Origin of the sequence: Caldicellulosiruptor kronotskyensis 2002, assembly GCF_000166775.1 — a bacterium.
Lineage (GTDB): Bacteria > Bacillota > Thermoanaerobacteria > Caldicellulosiruptorales > Caldicellulosiruptoraceae > Caldicellulosiruptor > Caldicellulosiruptor kronotskyensis.
Map to the genome: position 1 here is coordinate 2,803,066 of NC_014720.1, position 16,031 is coordinate 2,819,096.

19 protein-coding genes are annotated in these 16,031 nt (G+C 34.7%); 5 read left to right on the forward strand and 14 right to left on the reverse strand.

The annotated features are described in order from the left end of the window. Window positions 1–113: 113 nt before the first annotated feature. Complete coding sequence (locus tag CALKRO_RS12840) at window positions 114–668, forward strand: biotin transporter BioY (protein ID WP_013431409.1); 555 nt, start codon at window positions 114–116, stop codon at window positions 666–668. On the opposite strand, the gene recD2 is transcribed toward CALKRO_RS12840, so the two are convergent. The 5 genes from recD2 to CALKRO_RS12860 form a co-directional block, all read right to left on the reverse strand. Then, window positions 598–2,823, reverse strand: a complete 2,226-nt coding sequence (gene recD2, locus CALKRO_RS12845; protein WP_013431410.1) for an SF1B family DNA helicase RecD2 — start codon at window positions 2,821–2,823, stop codon at window positions 598–600. The genes CALKRO_RS12840 and recD2 overlap by 71 nt on opposite strands. 49 nt (window positions 2,824–2,872) lie before the next feature. Next, entirely contained in the window at window positions 2,873–3,385 is a 513-nt protein-coding gene (locus CALKRO_RS12850; protein WP_013431411.1) for a hypothetical protein, read from the reverse strand. Between the two features lie 84 nt (window positions 3,386–3,469). Continuing rightward, window positions 3,470–3,619: a YvrJ family protein gene (locus CALKRO_RS13440; RefSeq protein ID WP_013431412.1), complete on the reverse strand. Its 150-nt coding sequence runs from the start codon at window positions 3,617–3,619 to the stop codon at window positions 3,470–3,472. Between the two features lie 112 nt (window positions 3,620–3,731). Next, a complete protein-coding gene (locus tag CALKRO_RS12855) occupies window positions 3,732–3,944 on the reverse strand; it encodes a DUF2922 domain-containing protein (RefSeq protein WP_013431413.1) in 213 nt (70 codons plus the stop codon). Between the two features lie 56 nt (window positions 3,945–4,000). Continuing rightward, window positions 4,001–4,213: a DUF1659 domain-containing protein gene (locus CALKRO_RS12860; protein ID WP_013404410.1), complete on the reverse strand. Its 213-nt coding sequence runs from the start codon at window positions 4,211–4,213 to the stop codon at window positions 4,001–4,003. 208 nt (window positions 4,214–4,421) lie between these two features. Here CALKRO_RS12860 and spoVAC point away from each other — a divergent pair, with 208 nt between their 5' ends. The 3 genes from spoVAC to spoVAE are packed head-to-tail and all read left to right on the forward strand — an operon-like array spanning window position 4,422 to window position 6,311. Next, window positions 4,422–4,880 carry a stage V sporulation protein AC gene (gene spoVAC / locus CALKRO_RS12865; protein WP_013431414.1) on the forward strand — a complete coding sequence of 153 codons (459 nt, stop codon included), beginning with the start codon at window positions 4,422–4,424 and terminating at the stop codon, window positions 4,878–4,880. Between the two features lie 19 nt (window positions 4,881–4,899). Then, the gene (spoVAD, locus tag CALKRO_RS12870; RefSeq protein WP_013431415.1) at window positions 4,900–5,910 is read left to right on the forward strand and encodes a stage V sporulation protein AD; all 1,011 of its coding nucleotides are present in this window, start codon (window positions 4,900–4,902) and stop codon (window positions 5,908–5,910) included. Between the two features lie 47 nt (window positions 5,911–5,957). Continuing rightward, on the forward strand, window positions 5,958–6,311 hold the full coding sequence (gene spoVAE, locus CALKRO_RS12875; protein ID WP_013431416.1) for a stage V sporulation protein AE: 354 nt from the start codon (window positions 5,958–5,960) through the stop codon (window positions 6,309–6,311). 47 nt (window positions 6,312–6,358) lie between these two features. Here the strand turns inward: spoVAE and csx20 are convergent, their stop codons facing one another. The 4 genes from csx20 to CALKRO_RS12895 form a co-directional block, all read right to left on the reverse strand. Further along, entirely contained in the window at window positions 6,359–6,757 is a 399-nt protein-coding gene (gene csx20 / locus CALKRO_RS12880) for a CRISPR-associated protein Csx20 (RefSeq protein ID WP_013431417.1), read from the reverse strand. 241 nt (window positions 6,758–6,998) lie between these two features. Then, window positions 6,999–7,841: a hypothetical protein gene (locus CALKRO_RS12885; RefSeq protein WP_013431418.1), complete on the reverse strand. Its 843-nt coding sequence runs from the start codon at window positions 7,839–7,841 to the stop codon at window positions 6,999–7,001. A 78-nt stretch (window positions 7,842–7,919) separates the two neighbouring features. Next, window positions 7,920–8,378 (reverse strand): hypothetical protein, encoded by a 459-nt coding sequence (locus CALKRO_RS12890; protein ID WP_013431419.1) that lies wholly within the window; start codon window positions 8,376–8,378, stop codon window positions 7,920–7,922. A 73-nt stretch (window positions 8,379–8,451) separates the two neighbouring features. After that, entirely contained in the window at window positions 8,452–9,039 is a 588-nt protein-coding gene (locus tag CALKRO_RS12895) for a hypothetical protein (protein ID WP_013431420.1), read from the reverse strand. 305 nt (window positions 9,040–9,344) lie between these two features. On the opposite strand from CALKRO_RS12895, the gene CALKRO_RS12900 reads away from it, so the two are divergent. Then, window positions 9,345–9,605: a stage V sporulation protein S gene (locus CALKRO_RS12900; RefSeq protein ID WP_013404418.1), complete on the forward strand. Its 261-nt coding sequence runs from the start codon at window positions 9,345–9,347 to the stop codon at window positions 9,603–9,605. 68 nt (window positions 9,606–9,673) lie between these two features. Here the strand turns inward: CALKRO_RS12900 and CALKRO_RS12905 are convergent, their stop codons facing one another. The 5 genes from CALKRO_RS12905 to CALKRO_RS12925 all read right to left on the reverse strand — a co-directional run bounded on the left by CALKRO_RS12905 (window position 9,674) and on the right by CALKRO_RS12925 (window position 16,023). Then, window positions 9,674–10,075: a hypothetical protein gene (locus tag CALKRO_RS12905; protein WP_013431421.1), complete on the reverse strand. Its 402-nt coding sequence runs from the start codon at window positions 10,073–10,075 to the stop codon at window positions 9,674–9,676. Between the two features lie 166 nt (window positions 10,076–10,241). Continuing rightward, on the reverse strand, window positions 10,242–13,292 hold the full coding sequence (locus tag CALKRO_RS12910) for an EAL domain-containing protein (protein ID WP_013431422.1): 3,051 nt from the start codon (window positions 13,290–13,292) through the stop codon (window positions 10,242–10,244). Between the two features lie 74 nt (window positions 13,293–13,366). Then, complete coding sequence (locus CALKRO_RS12915; protein WP_013431423.1) at window positions 13,367–14,374, reverse strand: WYL domain-containing protein; 1,008 nt, start codon at window positions 14,372–14,374, stop codon at window positions 13,367–13,369. Then, window positions 14,358–15,671 (reverse strand): helix-turn-helix transcriptional regulator, encoded by a 1,314-nt coding sequence (locus tag CALKRO_RS12920; protein ID WP_013431424.1) that lies wholly within the window; start codon window positions 15,669–15,671, stop codon window positions 14,358–14,360. The genes CALKRO_RS12915 and CALKRO_RS12920 overlap by 17 nt, the downstream gene beginning before the upstream one ends. A 127-nt stretch (window positions 15,672–15,798) precedes the next feature. After that, window positions 15,799–16,023, reverse strand: a complete 225-nt coding sequence (locus CALKRO_RS12925) for a hypothetical protein (protein ID WP_013431425.1) — start codon at window positions 16,021–16,023, stop codon at window positions 15,799–15,801. Window positions 16,024–16,031 lie beyond the last annotated feature (8 nt).

Genomic DNA, 16,031 nt, shown 5'->3' on the forward strand with positions numbered 1-16,031 from the left:
TTGCTTAAGCCCCTTTCTTATTTGAACAATTATTCTTGACAAGCTTATTTTTTGCTGTTATATTTTTAGTAAACCATTTTAAATTATTGGTTTACATTAAGGAGGTAAAAAACATGGAAAATGCAAAGAGCACAAATACTACAAAAATGCTTATTTTGTCTGCGCTTTTTGCGGCAATTGTTGCTGTGTGTGCACAAATTTCATTTCAAATTGGACCTGTGCCATTTACACTGCAGGTTTTTGCAATCTTTTTGGCAAGCTTGATTCTTCCACCAAAATACGCTTTTTTGAGTCTTCTTGTGTATGACCTTTTAGGGGCTGTCGGCGTGCCTGTGTTTGCTGGCTTTTCCGGTGGACTTTCTAAATTTATAGGACCCACTGGCGGGTATTTGATAGCATTCCCAATCGCAGCTTTTGTTATAAGCTACATAAATACCAAAAAGCCATTAAAAAATGAAATAGCAAACTCTATCTTGGCACTCATCTTAGGACTTGCAATTATCTATATCATTGGATTTTTGTATCTGTCGTGGGCTGCGCATATGACACTCAAACAAGCTTTTGCAGCAGGTGTTCTGCCATTTATAATCCCCGACATCATAAAACTTGCAATTGCATATTTGATTGCCCGCGCAATAAAAAGTCGCAAAGCGCTGAATATCGCATAGCCTCTTTCTGGTTTGCTATCATGTACTCTAAAGCGCTTTTTTTACCCACCAGCACAACAAGTTCTTTTGCTCGTGTAACAGCTGTGTAAAGGAGGTTTCTTGTCATCAAAATGGGGTAGGTCTCAACAATGGGCATCACTATGCACCTAAACTCAGACCCTTGAGATTTGTGAACAGTCATGGCATACGCAAGCTCTAAGTCGTCAAGCAGCGAAAAGTCATAATATACAAGCTTTTCATCGTCAAACAAAATCTCCAAAGTACCTTGAGCCCTGTCGATATCCCTTACAACTCCAATGTCGCCGTTGAATATCCCTGTTGAGACCCTGCCCTTCTCCTCTCCTTGTACAATCTCATATTCCAGCGAATAGTTGTTTTTCACCTGCATGACTTTGTCCCCAACCCTGAACAAGTTTTCTTTGTAAGCATACTCCTTCTTAGATGGATGAGGCGGGTTGAGATACTGCTGTAGCACGCGGTTTAGATTGTACATTCCCACAATTCCCTTTTTGGAAGGGCACAAAACTTGTATGTCTGTCATCGGGTCGCACGAAAGATAGTTTGGAAGTTTTTTGGTCACAAGATCAATTATAGTTTTTAAAATCTCTTGCTGAGAATTTTTCTGAATAAAATAAAAATCGCTCTCTTTTTGAAGATGTGGAAACTCACCTCTGTTTATTCTGTGAGCGTTGAGAACTATAAAACTATTTTCGCTCTGGCGATACACCTCTGTCAAAGTAGTGCAGGGCACAATCTGGCTTTTTATAAGGTCTTTTAAGACATTTCCTGCACCAACAGATGGAAGCTGGTCTTTGTCTCCAACAAGGACAATTCTGGTTGACGGCTTTGTTGCAGCAAGAAGATAGTTCATAAGAAAACTGTCTACCATGCTCATTTCATCAACCACAATAACATCGCATTTTAAGGGATTATTTGGTCCTTTCTGAAAAATAACATGTGTGTCTAATACTGTCATTTCTAATAGTCTATGGATTGTCTTTGATTCTCTTTCACATGCTGCCTGCATCCTCTTTGCAGCCCTTCCCGTCGGCGCGCAAAGAAAAACCTTTTTGCCTTCACCCTCGAAAATCTGAATAATGCATTTTATGATTGTAGTTTTTCCTGTTCCAGGACCGCCTGTTATGATGCTAACACCTTGTGTCAGCGCCATTTTGATAGCTTTTTTCTGATTTGGCGAAAATGCAATACCGTTTTTTTCTTCAAAAGAAGAAATTTTTCTATCTATATTATCAATGTCATCATATTCTTTTAGCATTGACAGGATTTTATCTGCTATATACCTCTCACACTCATAGTAGCCGTACAAAAACACCATCTCTTGAGAGTCAACTTCATCTTTCACAATTCTTCTTTCTTGAGAAAGAGCTTCAAGTGCCTCTTCTATTTTTTCAACTGGAAGGTCAAGTGTTCTGATACAGAGCTGTTTGAGCCTATTTTCTGGCAGGCATGTGTGCCCTTCGTTGTTTGCTGCCAGCGTTAAAAGATTGAGTATTTTTGCAGATATCCTTCTCTTGTCGTCTGGCATAACTCCCATTTCAAGCGCAAGCCTGTCAACTTTTTTAAAGTCAAGCTCAGGGAATACATCTAAAAGAAAATATGGATTTTCCTGTAAAAGTGATAGAGCAGAAAATCCATAAAGCTTAAAAAGTCTCATTGCGTGGTTTTGTGAAAGCCCGTACTGTGAAAAGATTGACATGATATCTTTCAAAAATTTCTGGAATGCGAACATATTCTTTATCCGCTCAACCTTTTCAGGTGTCATGCCGCGAATACTCAAAAGCTTTTCAGGCTCTTGTTGCAAAATCCTTGCTGTGTCATCCCCAAAGGTATCAACAATTTTTTTTGCAGTCTTTTGACCGATACCTTTTATCACCCCAGAGGAAAGATAAAGATAAATCTCATCCTTTGTCTGTGGCAATAGCTTCTCAAGGTAACTTACTTTAAGTTGCTGACCATATACCGGATGAACATAAAACTCACCGTATACGCTTACCTTTTCACCAATTGCAATGTCTGGAACTATCCCTACTGCTGTGAACACCTCATCGTCACATATTATCTCAAACACTGTATAATTATTTTCCATATTCTTGTAGATTATATCACTTACCATGCCCTGAATGTTTTGCTGCATATTTTCATTTCTTCCCCTTTAAAAATTGCAATTTGCCTGCTACATTATTTTACTCCAATCCGAACACATTCTCAAGCTCACACTCTTCTTTTATTTTAAGTGCACCCTGCAACCAGATACCCTGCAGATAGTCTGTTATGACAGAAGCAAGAGTTATCCTCTTTTTAAAGTACTTTGCAGAACCAAGACAGTTCAATACAGCTCCGCAGCGCAAAAGCATCTCAAAGTGGTCGTCTTTATCATCAATTCTAAATATCTGGCTCATGTTCACATAACCAAATATGGGGTCTGTTTTCACAACTGCTTTTCTCGTCTTTACAGGAATGAAGGTAGCATCAGGAAGAACTATGGGAAGAAGATTTTTCTGACCAATCCGCTGGGAGATAAGTTTTTTGATTGCCTGGGAGTCTATTGCATAAAGTGAATACAGTTTTTTGGAAAAACTTCGAATTGACATTGGAACAATTTTCTTTTCGCCACTTAAAAAAAGAATCAGCACACTGTCACCATTTTCTGTGTAGTGTGGCACAAAATATATGATATCCTTTGGAATGCTGTTCATAAGTGATATCACCATCCTGAAAAAGACTTTAATTGCCATATTTTTGAAAGTATATTTATATTATATCGAACATTCTTTTGTATGTCAATTATTTTTCATTTCCAAAATCTTTTCAGAAAGCTTGTCAATGCTGTCAGAGAGCTTGTCTATCTTGCTTTCAAACCTTGTAAGAAGATATATGCAAAGCACAATCGGAAAACCTATGTTGGCAATGTTGGCAATTATATCTTGCATATTTTTTTCACCTCCTATCCCCTAAGTTCGTTATGTACACTAAAAGTTTTTAAAAACATGCCGACCTGCCAAAACTCAAAATGTCAGGTCGGCACGTTCTATGTTATGCTTTTTATTGTCCGATTAAAGTGTTTACCTCTCTGTCAACAATTCTTGCTGATACCTTTTCAACAATTGGACTTGATGTTACAAATATGTTCTTTTGAACAATCAAGTTCATCACACTGTCAACCTCAGCAGCTGTTAAGCTTGGTTTAGGGTCGGGGATTGAAAGTCTGAAGTTTTTTCCGTTTTGAAGCTTGAATGTCAACACCAGAGTAAGCATCCTCATTTCACCTCCTTTCTGCTGTTTTTTGTGCTTTCAAAAGCTTGAAGTGTCAATTAGTATAAAAGCTCAAAGTTGTTGCTTCTTATAATTGTGTACAGCGGCTTTGACTGAAGGCTTGCAATTGCTTGGCCAACCTGATACACATCCATATCCTGCGCTTCTGGCTTGATATCAAAAGAGAGTGTCTTGAGCCTTATCTTGCCAGTGGATGTTGTGCCGTTTTCAAGTTTGAGCTGCAATGAGCCTACAAGTGGTTTTGCTGCCATCTTCACCTCACCTCCTTTCTGCCTATATTTTAACCTCTTAATAAGGACATTTTCAAAAATTATTCGAACGTTTGTTTGTAAAATCCAAGTGATATTTTAAGCTAAATATCAATCAGATTGTTCTAAATCTCGCTTGGTTGTGAATAAATCTCAAAAAAATTTAAAATAATATCCTCTTGAGGTTTTGTTTGCGGGGGTGAATTGTAAAGTGAATATAAAAGATAAGAAAGTTTCTGAATACCAGACACTTGTAAAAGCAAACGAGCCAAAGACAAACTCTTTTAAAAACTGCATCTTGGCATTCTTAGTTGGCGGGGTTATCTGTGATGTTGGTCAGGTGTTTTTGAATCTCTATAGTAAATTCTTTCCAAAAGACGAAGCACAGATTCTTACATCTATCACAATGATATTTCTTGGGGCTTTTCTGACAGGTCTTGGAGTGTATGATAAAATTGGTGCTTTTGCTGGAGCTGGCTCAATAGTTCCCATCACAGGGTTTGCAAATTCTATTGTCTCGCCTGCAATTGAGTACAAAAAAGAGGGGTTTGTGTTTGGCGTTGGTAGCAAGATGTTTTTGATTGCCGGACCTGTTCTTGTATACGGAATTTCCACATCCATACTGGTTGGGCTTTTGTACTACCTTATCAAAGTATTTCCTGGGATATGAAAGTGAGGTAAACATCACTATGAAGCTGGGAAGGTCAACATACAGATTTGAATCAAATGTGGCTATATCCGACTGCTTTACAGTTGTTGGGAAAAAAGAGGGGCAGGGTCCTCTTTCAATATATTTTGACATGGTCATTGAAGATGAGTATGCAGGACAAAAGTCTTGGGAGCTTGCTGAGGGAAAGCTTTTAAACATCGCAATTACAAAGCTTTTGCAAAGGGTAGGGGAAAACCCAAATAACATAGACCTGATTTTAAGCGGTGACCTTTTAAACCAGCTTTCAAGCTCACACTTTGCTGTAAGAGACCTTGATATTCCGTTTGTTGGCATATACGGCGCATGTTCTACCTTTGCCTTGAGCGTTGGGCTTGCTTCGATATTTGTGGATAGCAATTTTGCAAAAAATGTGATAGCTGCAACATCGTCTCACTTTTGCTCTGCCGAAAAGCAGTTCAGATACCCTTTGGAGCTTGGAACACAAAGACCTCCAACATCACAGTGGACTGTAACAGGTGCTGCTGCATTTTTGATAAAGCAAGAAGATGATTTGCATTCCCCCAAAATTACACACTTCACAGTTGGCAGAATACTTGATTTTGGAATAAAAGACCCAAACAACATGGGAGCTGCAATGGCACCTGCTGCGTTTGACACTATCATGAGGCACTTTTCCGATACAAAGAGAAGTTTTGATTATTATGACTTGATAATCACAGGTGATTTAGGGTATGTTGGAAGAAAGCTTTTAGATGAGCTTTTCAAGAAGGAAGGGATAAAATTTTCTTATGAGCTTTTTGACTGTGGAATTTTGATGTTTGACCCAAAAACTCAAAATACAGGCGCTGGAGCAAGTGGTTGCGCAGCCTCTGCCTGTGTATTTGGCGGGTATCTTTATAAGCTCTTACGTGAGAAAACTTTTGAAAAAATTTTGATTGTGCCAACAGGTGCTTTGATGTCGCAATCAACAGTTCAGCTTGGTGAAAGCATCCCTGTGATTGCCCATGCACTTGCCATTGAGATGTTGTAGGAATTGCTTGCTTTAAGATTTTTGCAAAAAGGAGTGATGATAAAAAAATGGATTACTTGAGAGCATTCTTAGTTGGAGGACTCATTTGTGTTGTGGGACAAATTCTCATTGACAAGACAAAACTCACATCTGCACGGGTTCTTGTTTTGTTTGTAACGCTCGGGGTAGTAATGCAAGGACTTGGGATATATCAAAAACTTGTTGAGTTTGCCGGGGCAGGGGCAACAGTGCCCTTGCCCGGCTTTGGATATTCTTTGGCAAAAGGTGCAATTGATGAGGTATCGAGAGTTGGTATTGTTGGAGCGTTTACAGGTGGCGTTTCAAGAACAGCTGGTGGCATCTCTGCTGCAGTATTTTTCGGTTATATAATATCGCTGATTTTCAATCCAAAAAGTAAGTAGCAAAATTCAGGATGATTTAAATAAATGTTGACTGTTATCCTTATTTACTACCTGCACAGAATGTATCTTCTGAACCTTTCATGTTTGAAAACCTTAAGAAGCTCAACAGTTCCATCGGACCTCACAACTTCCTTTGCGAACCTTTTTGTTGTTGCATAAATGGGCACAAAGCCATTTTTAAAACACCAGCTTACAAGGTAAACTGTTGCTCCAAAGTCACCTTGGATAAGGCAAAAGTTTTCTTTTTTACCTCTGTTTTGAATCAAAAACGCTGTGATATCTTTAAACATTTCTTCTGAAAGTTCTACATCTGGCGGAATGTTGCTCCAAAAATCCTGAAGTTCAGGGGGAAGATTTACAATTTCCTCAACCTTTAAAGCTTCTCTTGCTTCTTTTTCTTGTTCTTGAGAAAGTTGGTGGTTGAAAATTAAAAATAGTTTGTTCAAGTCTGTCACATCCTTTTTTTAATTTTTTATTGAATTGAGGCATCCTAATTTATAATACTGCATTTCACGTAAAATATTAAAGATCAAAATACTTGCGACATAACTATTTTTTTGCGGCTAAGAAGAGAATATATATTGTTTACTTCCGAAAATTATACCAACAAAGCACCAAAATAAGGCAGATTGTTACTTTTAAAATCAAAAAAGCTGCAACCAAAAGGGCTGCAGCTTTTAAAGTCTTTTACTTTTCATCAAAATCATCGAACAGGTCTGAGATGTCAAACTTTTCTGAATCAACATCATCATCTTCAAATTCTTCAAAAATTGTGTCTGTCTCATTTTTTTCTTCATAGTCTATGTTATAATACTCACACATAAAGTCTGCAACAGCAATGTTCAAGTCAAGTTCGCCTATCTGGTCTGATATTGAAAACGGGTCAAGTCTTTTCCATATGGTCTTAACATCTTTTTCCTTTTCAAGATGTTTAATGAAAATTTCCAGCCCAGCTTTGTCAAGAGCAAGAACAACTGTCTGCCCGGCTTTGACAGGTGATTTCTTGCTCGGCTTTGCAAGAAACACCTTTAACAAAAACTCAACAGCCATTTTGTCCTGTTCTGTGATAAGTCTCTTCTTACACTTTTTACACTCTAAGTACGCAACATCTGCAAAGTTTATAAGTCCAAGCTTTGCAAGATACCCTTCGTCCTGCCACTTAAGTTCAAGATTATCTTCCCCACATTCAGGGCAGATGCTCGGTTGCACAGTCAATTTTACAAGGTTGTGGAAAAACTGATGGTCATAATTTTCGCCTATCGAGTCTATATCTGATAGTTTTTCAAGCCAGCACAAATTGGCATCACAAAAACTATTTTTTTCATTTTTTTTGTATGGGCACAGGCCAAAAAACAGCGGACAGAACTTAAAATATAAAAAGTCTCTTATACTACCAAAGCTTATATATTCATCTTTCATGAGCTCTCTTATTGCCGCGTTTTCTAAGAGCTTTTTTTCAACAAAGTCAAGAATTGTCTGACTATTACCAGATTTTATTAAATTTTTGTTTTTATAATCTTTATTATTCATAACAATACCAGCCTCTTTTTCAAAAAATAAGCTTTCATAATATTTATACCACTTTTCAGAAGCTTTGAACACAATTTTTTACTTGAAAATGGCATTGATAGCCTTCTTTAAAAACTCAAAATCTTTTTCTGCCAAGCTTTTGAGCGGTTGAATGTCAATAAGATAATCCCTTATAAGTTTTGAATTCTCATCTTTTTCGTCTTCAAGTTGTGAATACAAAACTTCTATATTTCGAGCTGTCAAGGTTGTCCCAATTTTGCTTTTCAAAAACACATTACATTTTATTCTGCACTCTAAAAACTCTTTCTGTTTAAGCAAAATCAGTTCACTCAAAACTTCTGTTACATCTATCGAAGAGTTCGCGTATCTTGCTTTAAAATCTTTAATTTCTATAATTATATCATCTATTATATCCTTTTGAACATTCAAATTCATAGACTTTAATTCTTGAACTACCTTATCCACAAATATTTCAAATGAAGGCGACATTTGCGAAAAAATACCAATATCAATGTCTTCAAATATATTTTTGAACATATCCAGTACTTGCTGAGAATAAAAAGTAACTGTTACTTTTTTAATCTTTATCCTCTCCTTTGTGGCTAAAATTTTATTTTTTGTTTATATCATCTTGGAAAGACAAAAGCTGTGTAAAATACATAATCTGATTTTGAAAAAAATCTTTCAAAATTTCTTTCAAAGGTGCAACAATAAACTTTTTGCTAATTGGACTTACATAAAGGTCATAATAATCAGGTCCTTTGAATATTATCTCAAATTCCTTAAAATTCTTTTTAAATTCTCTCTTTATCTCATCAATTGTTCTTGCATAAATAATGTTCATTGCAACATTTTCTTCGTTTTCCAATAGCTTTTTATATGCATCGCATATGTCAAACGGCACAAAATCAGACATTGGAAAGTTTATATAAAGCTCTTCGAAATACTGATAAAGGGCACATGGCATTATCATTTTCTCCTTGAACTTAGCAATAATACCATAATATCCTTCTCCAAGCCAGATTATCGGAATCATATCAGTTGTAAGCAAAGAAAATATTTCCAAATTGTTGTTTGCTGTCCAGATTTTAAATGAATTTAGCATACAAAGAATGTCTTTTGCATATACAATGTGTAAAAACTCTTTGTAAAACGAATTTGCAACATCAAAGCTCTTGAGCTGAGTTTGCGATGGCAAAGGCACCTTTATCTTTTCTAAAAACTCATGTGTGTATATCCATTTGTTTTCTTGTATTATTTTGTTTAAAAATTCTGAAAATGTTAAAATGCCTAAAACCCTCCTTGAACGCTTTTCAAAAAATTCTTATTTGAATTTTATTTTAACCCAACTTATATGAAATTACAAATCCACATTTTAAATTTTATTCAATTTTAACTCTTGCAAAATTATACTTTTTTCTACTAAAATTTATATTGTATCAGTATATATTCCTGAATATTTTCTTTGTAACAAATCAAAAAACAATTTGGAGGGGTGGTTGTATGGAAGTTTTAAAAGTTGCTGCTACATCAATGCCTCAGAAAGTTGCAAACGCGCTTGCTGCAATTGTAAAAGAACAGGGTGAAGCAGAACTTCAGGCTGTTGGTGCATCTGCTGTAAACCAAGCTGTAAAAGCTATTGCTATTGCTCGTGGAAAGGTTGCTCCAAATGGAATTGACCTCTATGTAATTCCTGCATTTGCAGACATTGTAATTGACGGTGAAAAGAAAACAGCTATAAAGTTTATTGTAAAGTCAAGATAAAAACAAAAAATGGCAAATGGGCTGCTACATTATCTTTTTAAAAACGGCAGCCCATTTGTTTTGCAATCTTATTTTTGATGACAGCAAAAATTTATCTCAATTTTACCATCACTACCAACATCTATTCTGTCTATCTTCACTCCCTTTAAATTACTAATTAAAACCTTTTGAAGGTCTATTTCAAGCCTGTCTTTGAGAAGTTTTATACCCTCAATCTTTTCATCTTTCAACTTCCCAAGTAAAAAACCATATATAATCAGGCTTTTGGAAGGGTCAAACAATATTAAGAATTTGTTTTGGTCAGATTCTATGGTAAATCTCAAAGACATCTGAGGCAAAAAAGCAGCAGGTTTTACATTAACTTTCACCTCATTTTTGTCTACCTCAACATTTGTGATAATCTCAGGTATGTCAACATTTTTAAGAAGAATATCAACAAACTCTTTTATCTCAAATGAAACAAACCCCACTTGACGATCCCCTCTTTTTATAAAAGCTTTCGTAATCTATTTTAGAAAGTTTTTTCACATAAATTTTATATACCCAAAATGGAGTAATCATTAAAGTCAAATTTTTTGCGAAAATCAAGCTGATTAAAAAAAATAAGCTGCCTTCTGGCAGCCTTTGCAAATCTTTTTAAACAAATATTTTTCTTTCTATCAAAAGCTTTTCAATTTCAGTTTTTGGCACGGGCTTTGAAAATAAATACCCCTGTGCAAAATCGCATCCTATTTCTTTTAAAATCTCAAGCTCTCTTTTAGTCTCAACACCCTCTGCTATAACTTTTAAATCAAGCTTATGAGCCATCAATATTATGCCCTCAACAATTGCTCTGCTCTCTTTTGATAATTCAATCTCTGAAATAAAGCTTCTGTCTATTTTAACTCCTCCAATTGGAAGCCTTCTCAAATAAATCAAAGATGAATACCCTGTCCCAAAGTCGTCTATCAAAAATTTTATTCCCAGCTGGCAGAGGAAACTTAAAATCTTGAGTGAAACATCAAAATTTTCGACAGCTCCTGTTTCGGTTATCTCAAATGAAATTTTTTGTGGATTAACACCATATCGCTCAATTTGTTTTTGTACCATCTTCTCAAAAAACTTTGTTTTAAATTGTCGCGTTGAAAGATTTATCGCTATGTGCAAATAGTCAATTCCCTTGTTCTCCCACTCTTTTAGGTCTGAAAAAGCTTTTTCTATGACCATTTCACCAATCCTTACTATAAGCCCACTTTCTTCTGCAACAGGAATAAATTCAAGTGGTGATATAATACCTTTTCCTGGCAAGTGCCATCTTAAAAGCGCTTCCACAGAATGAATCTCCATATTTCTTAAGTTTATAACAGGCTGGTAATAAAGCTCAAACTGGTCAGCTTCAATAGCTTTTTTGAGACTTTTTTCAATTTCAATCTTTTTAAAATTCTTCATCAGCATGAAAGGCATAAAAATCTGAAAATCGTTCTTGCCATTTTCTTTTGCTGAAGATAGTGCCATGTCAACATTTCTGAAAATTTCTTTGACGCTTTTGCCATCGTCAGGATAAAATGATACACCTATTGAGGCGGAGGTAAAGATGCAACCTTCTATCTTTTGTATATAAATCTCACTTTCAAAGATGCCAAGAAGCTTAGTGCAAACCTCTATTACCTCCTCCTTTTTAGCAAGACCGTCCAGAATTACGGCAAATTCGTCACCACCAACTCTCGCAAAAAATGTATCAAGCTTTATGCTATTGAGATATTCTAAAACCTTCTTGGTTACAGCAATTAAGTATTCATCTCCGGCTTCATGCCCATACAGGTCGTTAATGTCCTTAAAATTGTCAATGTCTATGAGCACAACAGCACCTTGAGTTTTCTCAGCCTCGGCTTTTTCAATCAGACTCTCCAACCTCTCTTCAAACAGTTTCCTGTTTGGCAGACCTGTCAATGTATCATAGTAGGCAATGTATTCTATCCTATGTTCATACTCTTTTTTGGCTGTCCAGTCAATGTTTACTGCAATAATCTTCTCAGGTTTACCTTCTTCGTTGTATAAAATCTGAACATGAGAGGAAATCCAGCGCCAGTTTCCGTGTTTGTCTCTTATACGTGATTCAAATTCCACTTTCTCTTCATGAAGAAGTATTGCATCCTGCAATTTTTTGAATACAGTACTTCTGTCATCCTCATGGAAAAATTCAAGCCATGCTGAAAAATCGTTTTTTGATTTTATCACATCAATGTCAAATTGATCTTTGAGCCTTCCATAAAATTCAATCTTCTTTTCATTAAAATCTATCTCCCAGATACAATCAGAGACATTTTCTACCAGAAACTTGTATTTTTCTTTCTCTTCCTGCAACATTTCCGACTGCTTGTTTAAAATCTCTAATGTATTTATAAGTTCCTGGTTGGTCTGTTCAATCTCTTCATAGCTTTCTTCTAAAAGCTGCTGTGTTCTTTTTATCTGCGTTATGTCAAGCCCTGTTGATATTATCAACGGTTCATTTAGGTACGAGCTTTCGATAAGAGTATTGTTCCACAAAATCCATCTTATGTCGCCATTTTTTGTCACAATCTCATTTTCATGGTCATTTAAAATCTTTACTTCTGCAATTCTTTTAAAAAGATTTTCTATATACTCACGCCTGTGGGAAGGAATAAAAATATCAACCCATTTTTTGCCCACAACCTCTTCGCTTTTGTACCCGGTAATCTGTTCTGCAAACTTGTTAAAATATATTATTTCGCCTTTTAAGTTGAGAGTCAAAACAATTGCATTTGCATTCTCTGCTAAAAGCTGGGCGTACTTTTCATAAGCTTGTTTGCCACGTTCAAGTCCTCTATTTATTCTTGTCATTACAAATATTATCACAGACGTAGCAAAAAGTATTATGATTAAAAGATACAAGGCAGACAGTAATATTTGCCTGTTTTTCTTCTCATAGTATTCAGGTGAATATGTAGAAAAATAGTTACAATAAAGTTCATCAAATATGCCTTTGTTTATAAGATAATCTAATCTCTGATTGATATATGAAACAAGTTCTGGTCTTTTTTTGTTTACTGCAAACGCGCTTTTAACAGTAAAGATATTTTTAATTTTGAGCTGAGTTCTGTCGCTCAGGTTATTTTTAATAAGAAAATAATTAGCAACCTCCTGAGACATCAAAGCAGCTTCAATATTTCCATCAATCAAAGCAAAAATTAAGTCCTCAACTGTAGGATATGTATAATACCTTTTTACTCCCAGCTTTTCTTTCAAATAGGTTTCAGTATAATCTGCTTTCATTACTCCTACCTTGAAATCTTTTAGGTTTTTAAGTGATATATTCCCTGAAAATCCTTTTTGAGTATATAGTCCTACATGTCGTGTAAATATTGGTTTTGAAAAGTACACTTCTTCTTTTCTTTCTTCAATTATAGCCACAGGAGCTGTTGCATCAATTTTCCCTTCGACAAGCTTTTTGTAAACCTGACTCCATTCATCGCTTGAAAGTTCAAGTTTGAACTTGTCAGGTTCAAATACAAGGTTTGCAAGGTCAATGGCAAATCCATAAATCCTGCCGTCTGATGTATAAGAAAATGGCGGATAGTTTTTATCAACTTCAAATTTCACAGGTGTATGACTGGCATTTGCAAGTGATATATGAAATAACATCAGCAAGACTGTAAACACAAATAGAATAGCTTTATTATTTCTCATTAAAGTTCTTCCTTTTTGGTATGCAAAAATATACTTTTAATTCTAACAAAATATATACCCATTTTAAAGTAAATTTAAACTATATAATTGTTGTAGTATGCTTTTAGCGCTTCTTTTACTCTTGAAATTATATTTTCTCTTATATGCTGAGGCTCAGTTACAACAACATTTTTACCTAAATATAATATTCTTGATATTATTTCTGCTTCTTCAAAATTATAATAGTAAATCCTTATCTCATGTCTATTCTTTTCTTTCAAATAACGCGCACTTTTTTCAAATGAAGAAAACATGCAAAAAGCTTTCTCTAAGGCGTTTCTTGTATTCATCACTTCAATTATTATCGGCTGTTTTGATTTTGCATTTTTTAAATAAATTTCATATTCTTTTAAAATCTGTTCTCTATCAAAATTCCCCTCTTCAGGCTTTATTTCATCAATATTCTGAATAATACACTTTGCAAATGTTTTATGTAAAGGGGAGTAAAATATGGCATAGAACATATCATCCTTTAGAGAATATTGAATCTTCACAGGAATGCCAATAGTATCTTTGAAAACCTGTCTATTTCGTGATGTGTATGTATATCGTAAAATCCTTTTTTCAAGTATACTTTTTGAAATTATTCTTAGTTTTGGCGTTAAGATTTTTATATCTTCTCTTAATAATATCTTTGAATAGTTCTTTGGAACAATTATGTTCATATCAATTGGCAAAACATTAGGAGTTTTTAGTTTTTTTATCTTCTCAATGGTGCTGCTATCTAAAAAAAGATTTGCGTACCTGCTCGACATAATAAGCTTTAGCCACATTATTTCTAAGTTTGTAACATATGGTTCAATCTTGGTATTTATTCTGAGTCTGTAAGTCTTGTTTTCATGAGGTTTTAGAACATAAATATTTTTCTGGTATGAATGGTTTCTGGCAAATATCCTGTCTTCAATTACTGGAAAATTACAATTGTATTTTGTTAGAATATCGTAAATCTCCTTCTGAGAAATTGTGCCGTTTTCGTGAGCTCTGTTTATAATCTCTTCTAAAGCCTTGTAAAATGTGCTTTTCGCCTCAGTAAAAATCTCCATAGTTTCTCAGGATCTCCTTCCATTCGTTTATCATTTCTGTTTTGAGTTCTCTTCCAGCTTCAGTATCGTCAAGCACAACAGCTCTTTCACCAAAACTTCTCAGCCATCCCTTAAACTCTTTTATATTGCTGATCTCATACTCCACTTCAAATGTTCTTTCATCAATTTTGGTTATTCTTGCGTTTTTTAGCTCTCTTTTCACCCTTGCAAGCACAAAGTTGTACGGCGAATCCGGCGGGCATTTAAACATAATCCTAATCTTTTTAAATCCTTTTTTATTGTTTGGAACAGATACAAAAAAACATTTTTCAATCTTTTTTACAAAAGGTGTAATCTTTTGTGGGTCAAAATCTTCCTGCAAAATCTCTATCTTTTCTGTGCGCCACACTGGCAATGCCGATAAATCTTCTCCCCTTAATACCATAAAATACCATCTTCCAAGCTTTACATCATAAATTATTCTCACTGGTATACATGAAAAATCTGATAAATGTCTTTTTTGGCGTGGATAGTACCAAACCTTTATCTTTTTATTGTTTGATGCTGCCTCTAAAAATTTCCATACAAGTTCCTCTTCAAGGATATAATGGTGTGGAACGTATGTAAACCAAAATAATCTGTTTGCATCCTTTAAAAACTCTTCTTCGCCAAGTTCTAAAAGGTATTTTTCCAGACTTTCTTTTAAGTACCATCCCGGAACATTGGGAACATTTGTGTTTATAAAAAATAAAATAGATATATAAATGTCTTTTATCTCATCTATTGAAAAATCTTTTAATACATCCTTTATTTGAGAGCATAACATATACACCTTTTCATTTTTTAAATATTTCACAATACCCAAATTTTGAAGTTGTTTTAAGACTCTTTTCAGGCTGGACTCAAATCCAGCATCAGCAACATCTTCATCAAGTACCTGCGATATTTCGTTTGAAATCTGAGTAAAAGTTGCTTTTTTGTTTTCTGACAAGTTTAATATCTGCAATATCATAAAAAACAAGGTTGTTTGCAGTGCAGTAGAAGTTTTCGAAAAATATATGTTTATAAGCGGATTCTCAACATCTCTGAAAAAGTTTTCTACAATGCATGGCAGGGATTTTTTCCCTTCTTTTTCTGCCGAAAAATACTGGTCTTCCCCTAAGAAAATTCTAATTCTTCGAAGCTCATCATCAAATGTCCTTTTTGCAATGTTAAAATTCTCTGCATCTTCTCTTGAATAACATCCATACAGATATACAGTCCTTGTAAAATTTCTTAATTTATTAAAATCATTCACAAATGGATTGAATCCTGACATTTGTTTACACCTTCTTATAACGCTATTGTTGTAATCTTAAAAAAATTTGCAACATAATTATATTATAACAAAAAAGAACAGGCAGCATAGACTGCCTGCACTATATTTTCAATTTAAATTTTGCTTTTTACTGAATAAATACTGTAAAAATTGCTAATATATACCCAACTAAAATTTGAAACAGCAGTATTACTTCTTTGCAAAGCTGAAAGATAGTATACCAAAGTCCAGATTTAAATAGACAAAAGAGTATATCATTGCTTATACACAAGCTAAAATAGAATATACTATTAATTGCAATGAATGCTAATATTAGTATTGAAAGTTTTTTGATATTATTGACAATATTCACTTTAAATA

Bases quoted from the DNA above. Each gene is read 5' to 3' on its own strand.
- CALKRO_RS12840 (WP_013431409.1), top strand. From the start codon at position 114: ATGGAAAATGCAAAGAGCACAAATACTACAAAAATGCTTATTTTGTCT.
- recD2 (WP_013431410.1), bottom strand. From the start codon at position 2,823: ATGCAGCAAAACATTCAGGGCATGGTAAGTGATATAATCTACAAGAAT.
- CALKRO_RS12850 (WP_013431411.1), bottom strand. From the start codon at position 3,385: ATGAACAGCATTCCAAAGGATATCATATATTTTGTGCCACACTACACA.
- CALKRO_RS13440 (WP_013431412.1), bottom strand. From the start codon at position 3,619: ATGCAAGATATAATTGCCAACATTGCCAACATAGGTTTTCCGATTGTG.
- CALKRO_RS12855 (WP_013431413.1), bottom strand. From the start codon at position 3,944: ATGCTTACTCTGGTGTTGACATTCAAGCTTCAAAACGGAAAAAACTTC.
- CALKRO_RS12860 (WP_013404410.1), bottom strand. From the start codon at position 4,213: ATGGCAGCAAAACCACTTGTAGGCTCATTGCAGCTCAAACTTGAAAAC.
- spoVAD (WP_013431415.1), top strand. From the start codon at position 4,900: ATGAAGCTGGGAAGGTCAACATACAGATTTGAATCAAATGTGGCTATA.
- spoVAE (WP_013431416.1), top strand. From the start codon at position 5,958: ATGGATTACTTGAGAGCATTCTTAGTTGGAGGACTCATTTGTGTTGTG.
- CALKRO_RS12885 (WP_013431418.1), bottom strand. From the start codon at position 7,841: ATGAATAATAAAGATTATAAAAACAAAAATTTAATAAAATCTGGTAAT.
- CALKRO_RS12890 (WP_013431419.1), bottom strand. From the start codon at position 8,378: ATGTTCAAAAATATATTTGAAGACATTGATATTGGTATTTTTTCGCAA.
- CALKRO_RS12900 (WP_013404418.1), top strand. From the start codon at position 9,345: ATGGAAGTTTTAAAAGTTGCTGCTACATCAATGCCTCAGAAAGTTGCA.
- CALKRO_RS12910 (WP_013431422.1), bottom strand. From the start codon at position 13,292: ATGAGAAATAATAAAGCTATTCTATTTGTGTTTACAGTCTTGCTGATG.
- CALKRO_RS12915 (WP_013431423.1), bottom strand. From the start codon at position 14,374: ATGGAGATTTTTACTGAGGCGAAAAGCACATTTTACAAGGCTTTAGAA.
- CALKRO_RS12920 (WP_013431424.1), bottom strand. From the start codon at position 15,671: ATGTCAGGATTCAATCCATTTGTGAATGATTTTAATAAATTAAGAAAT.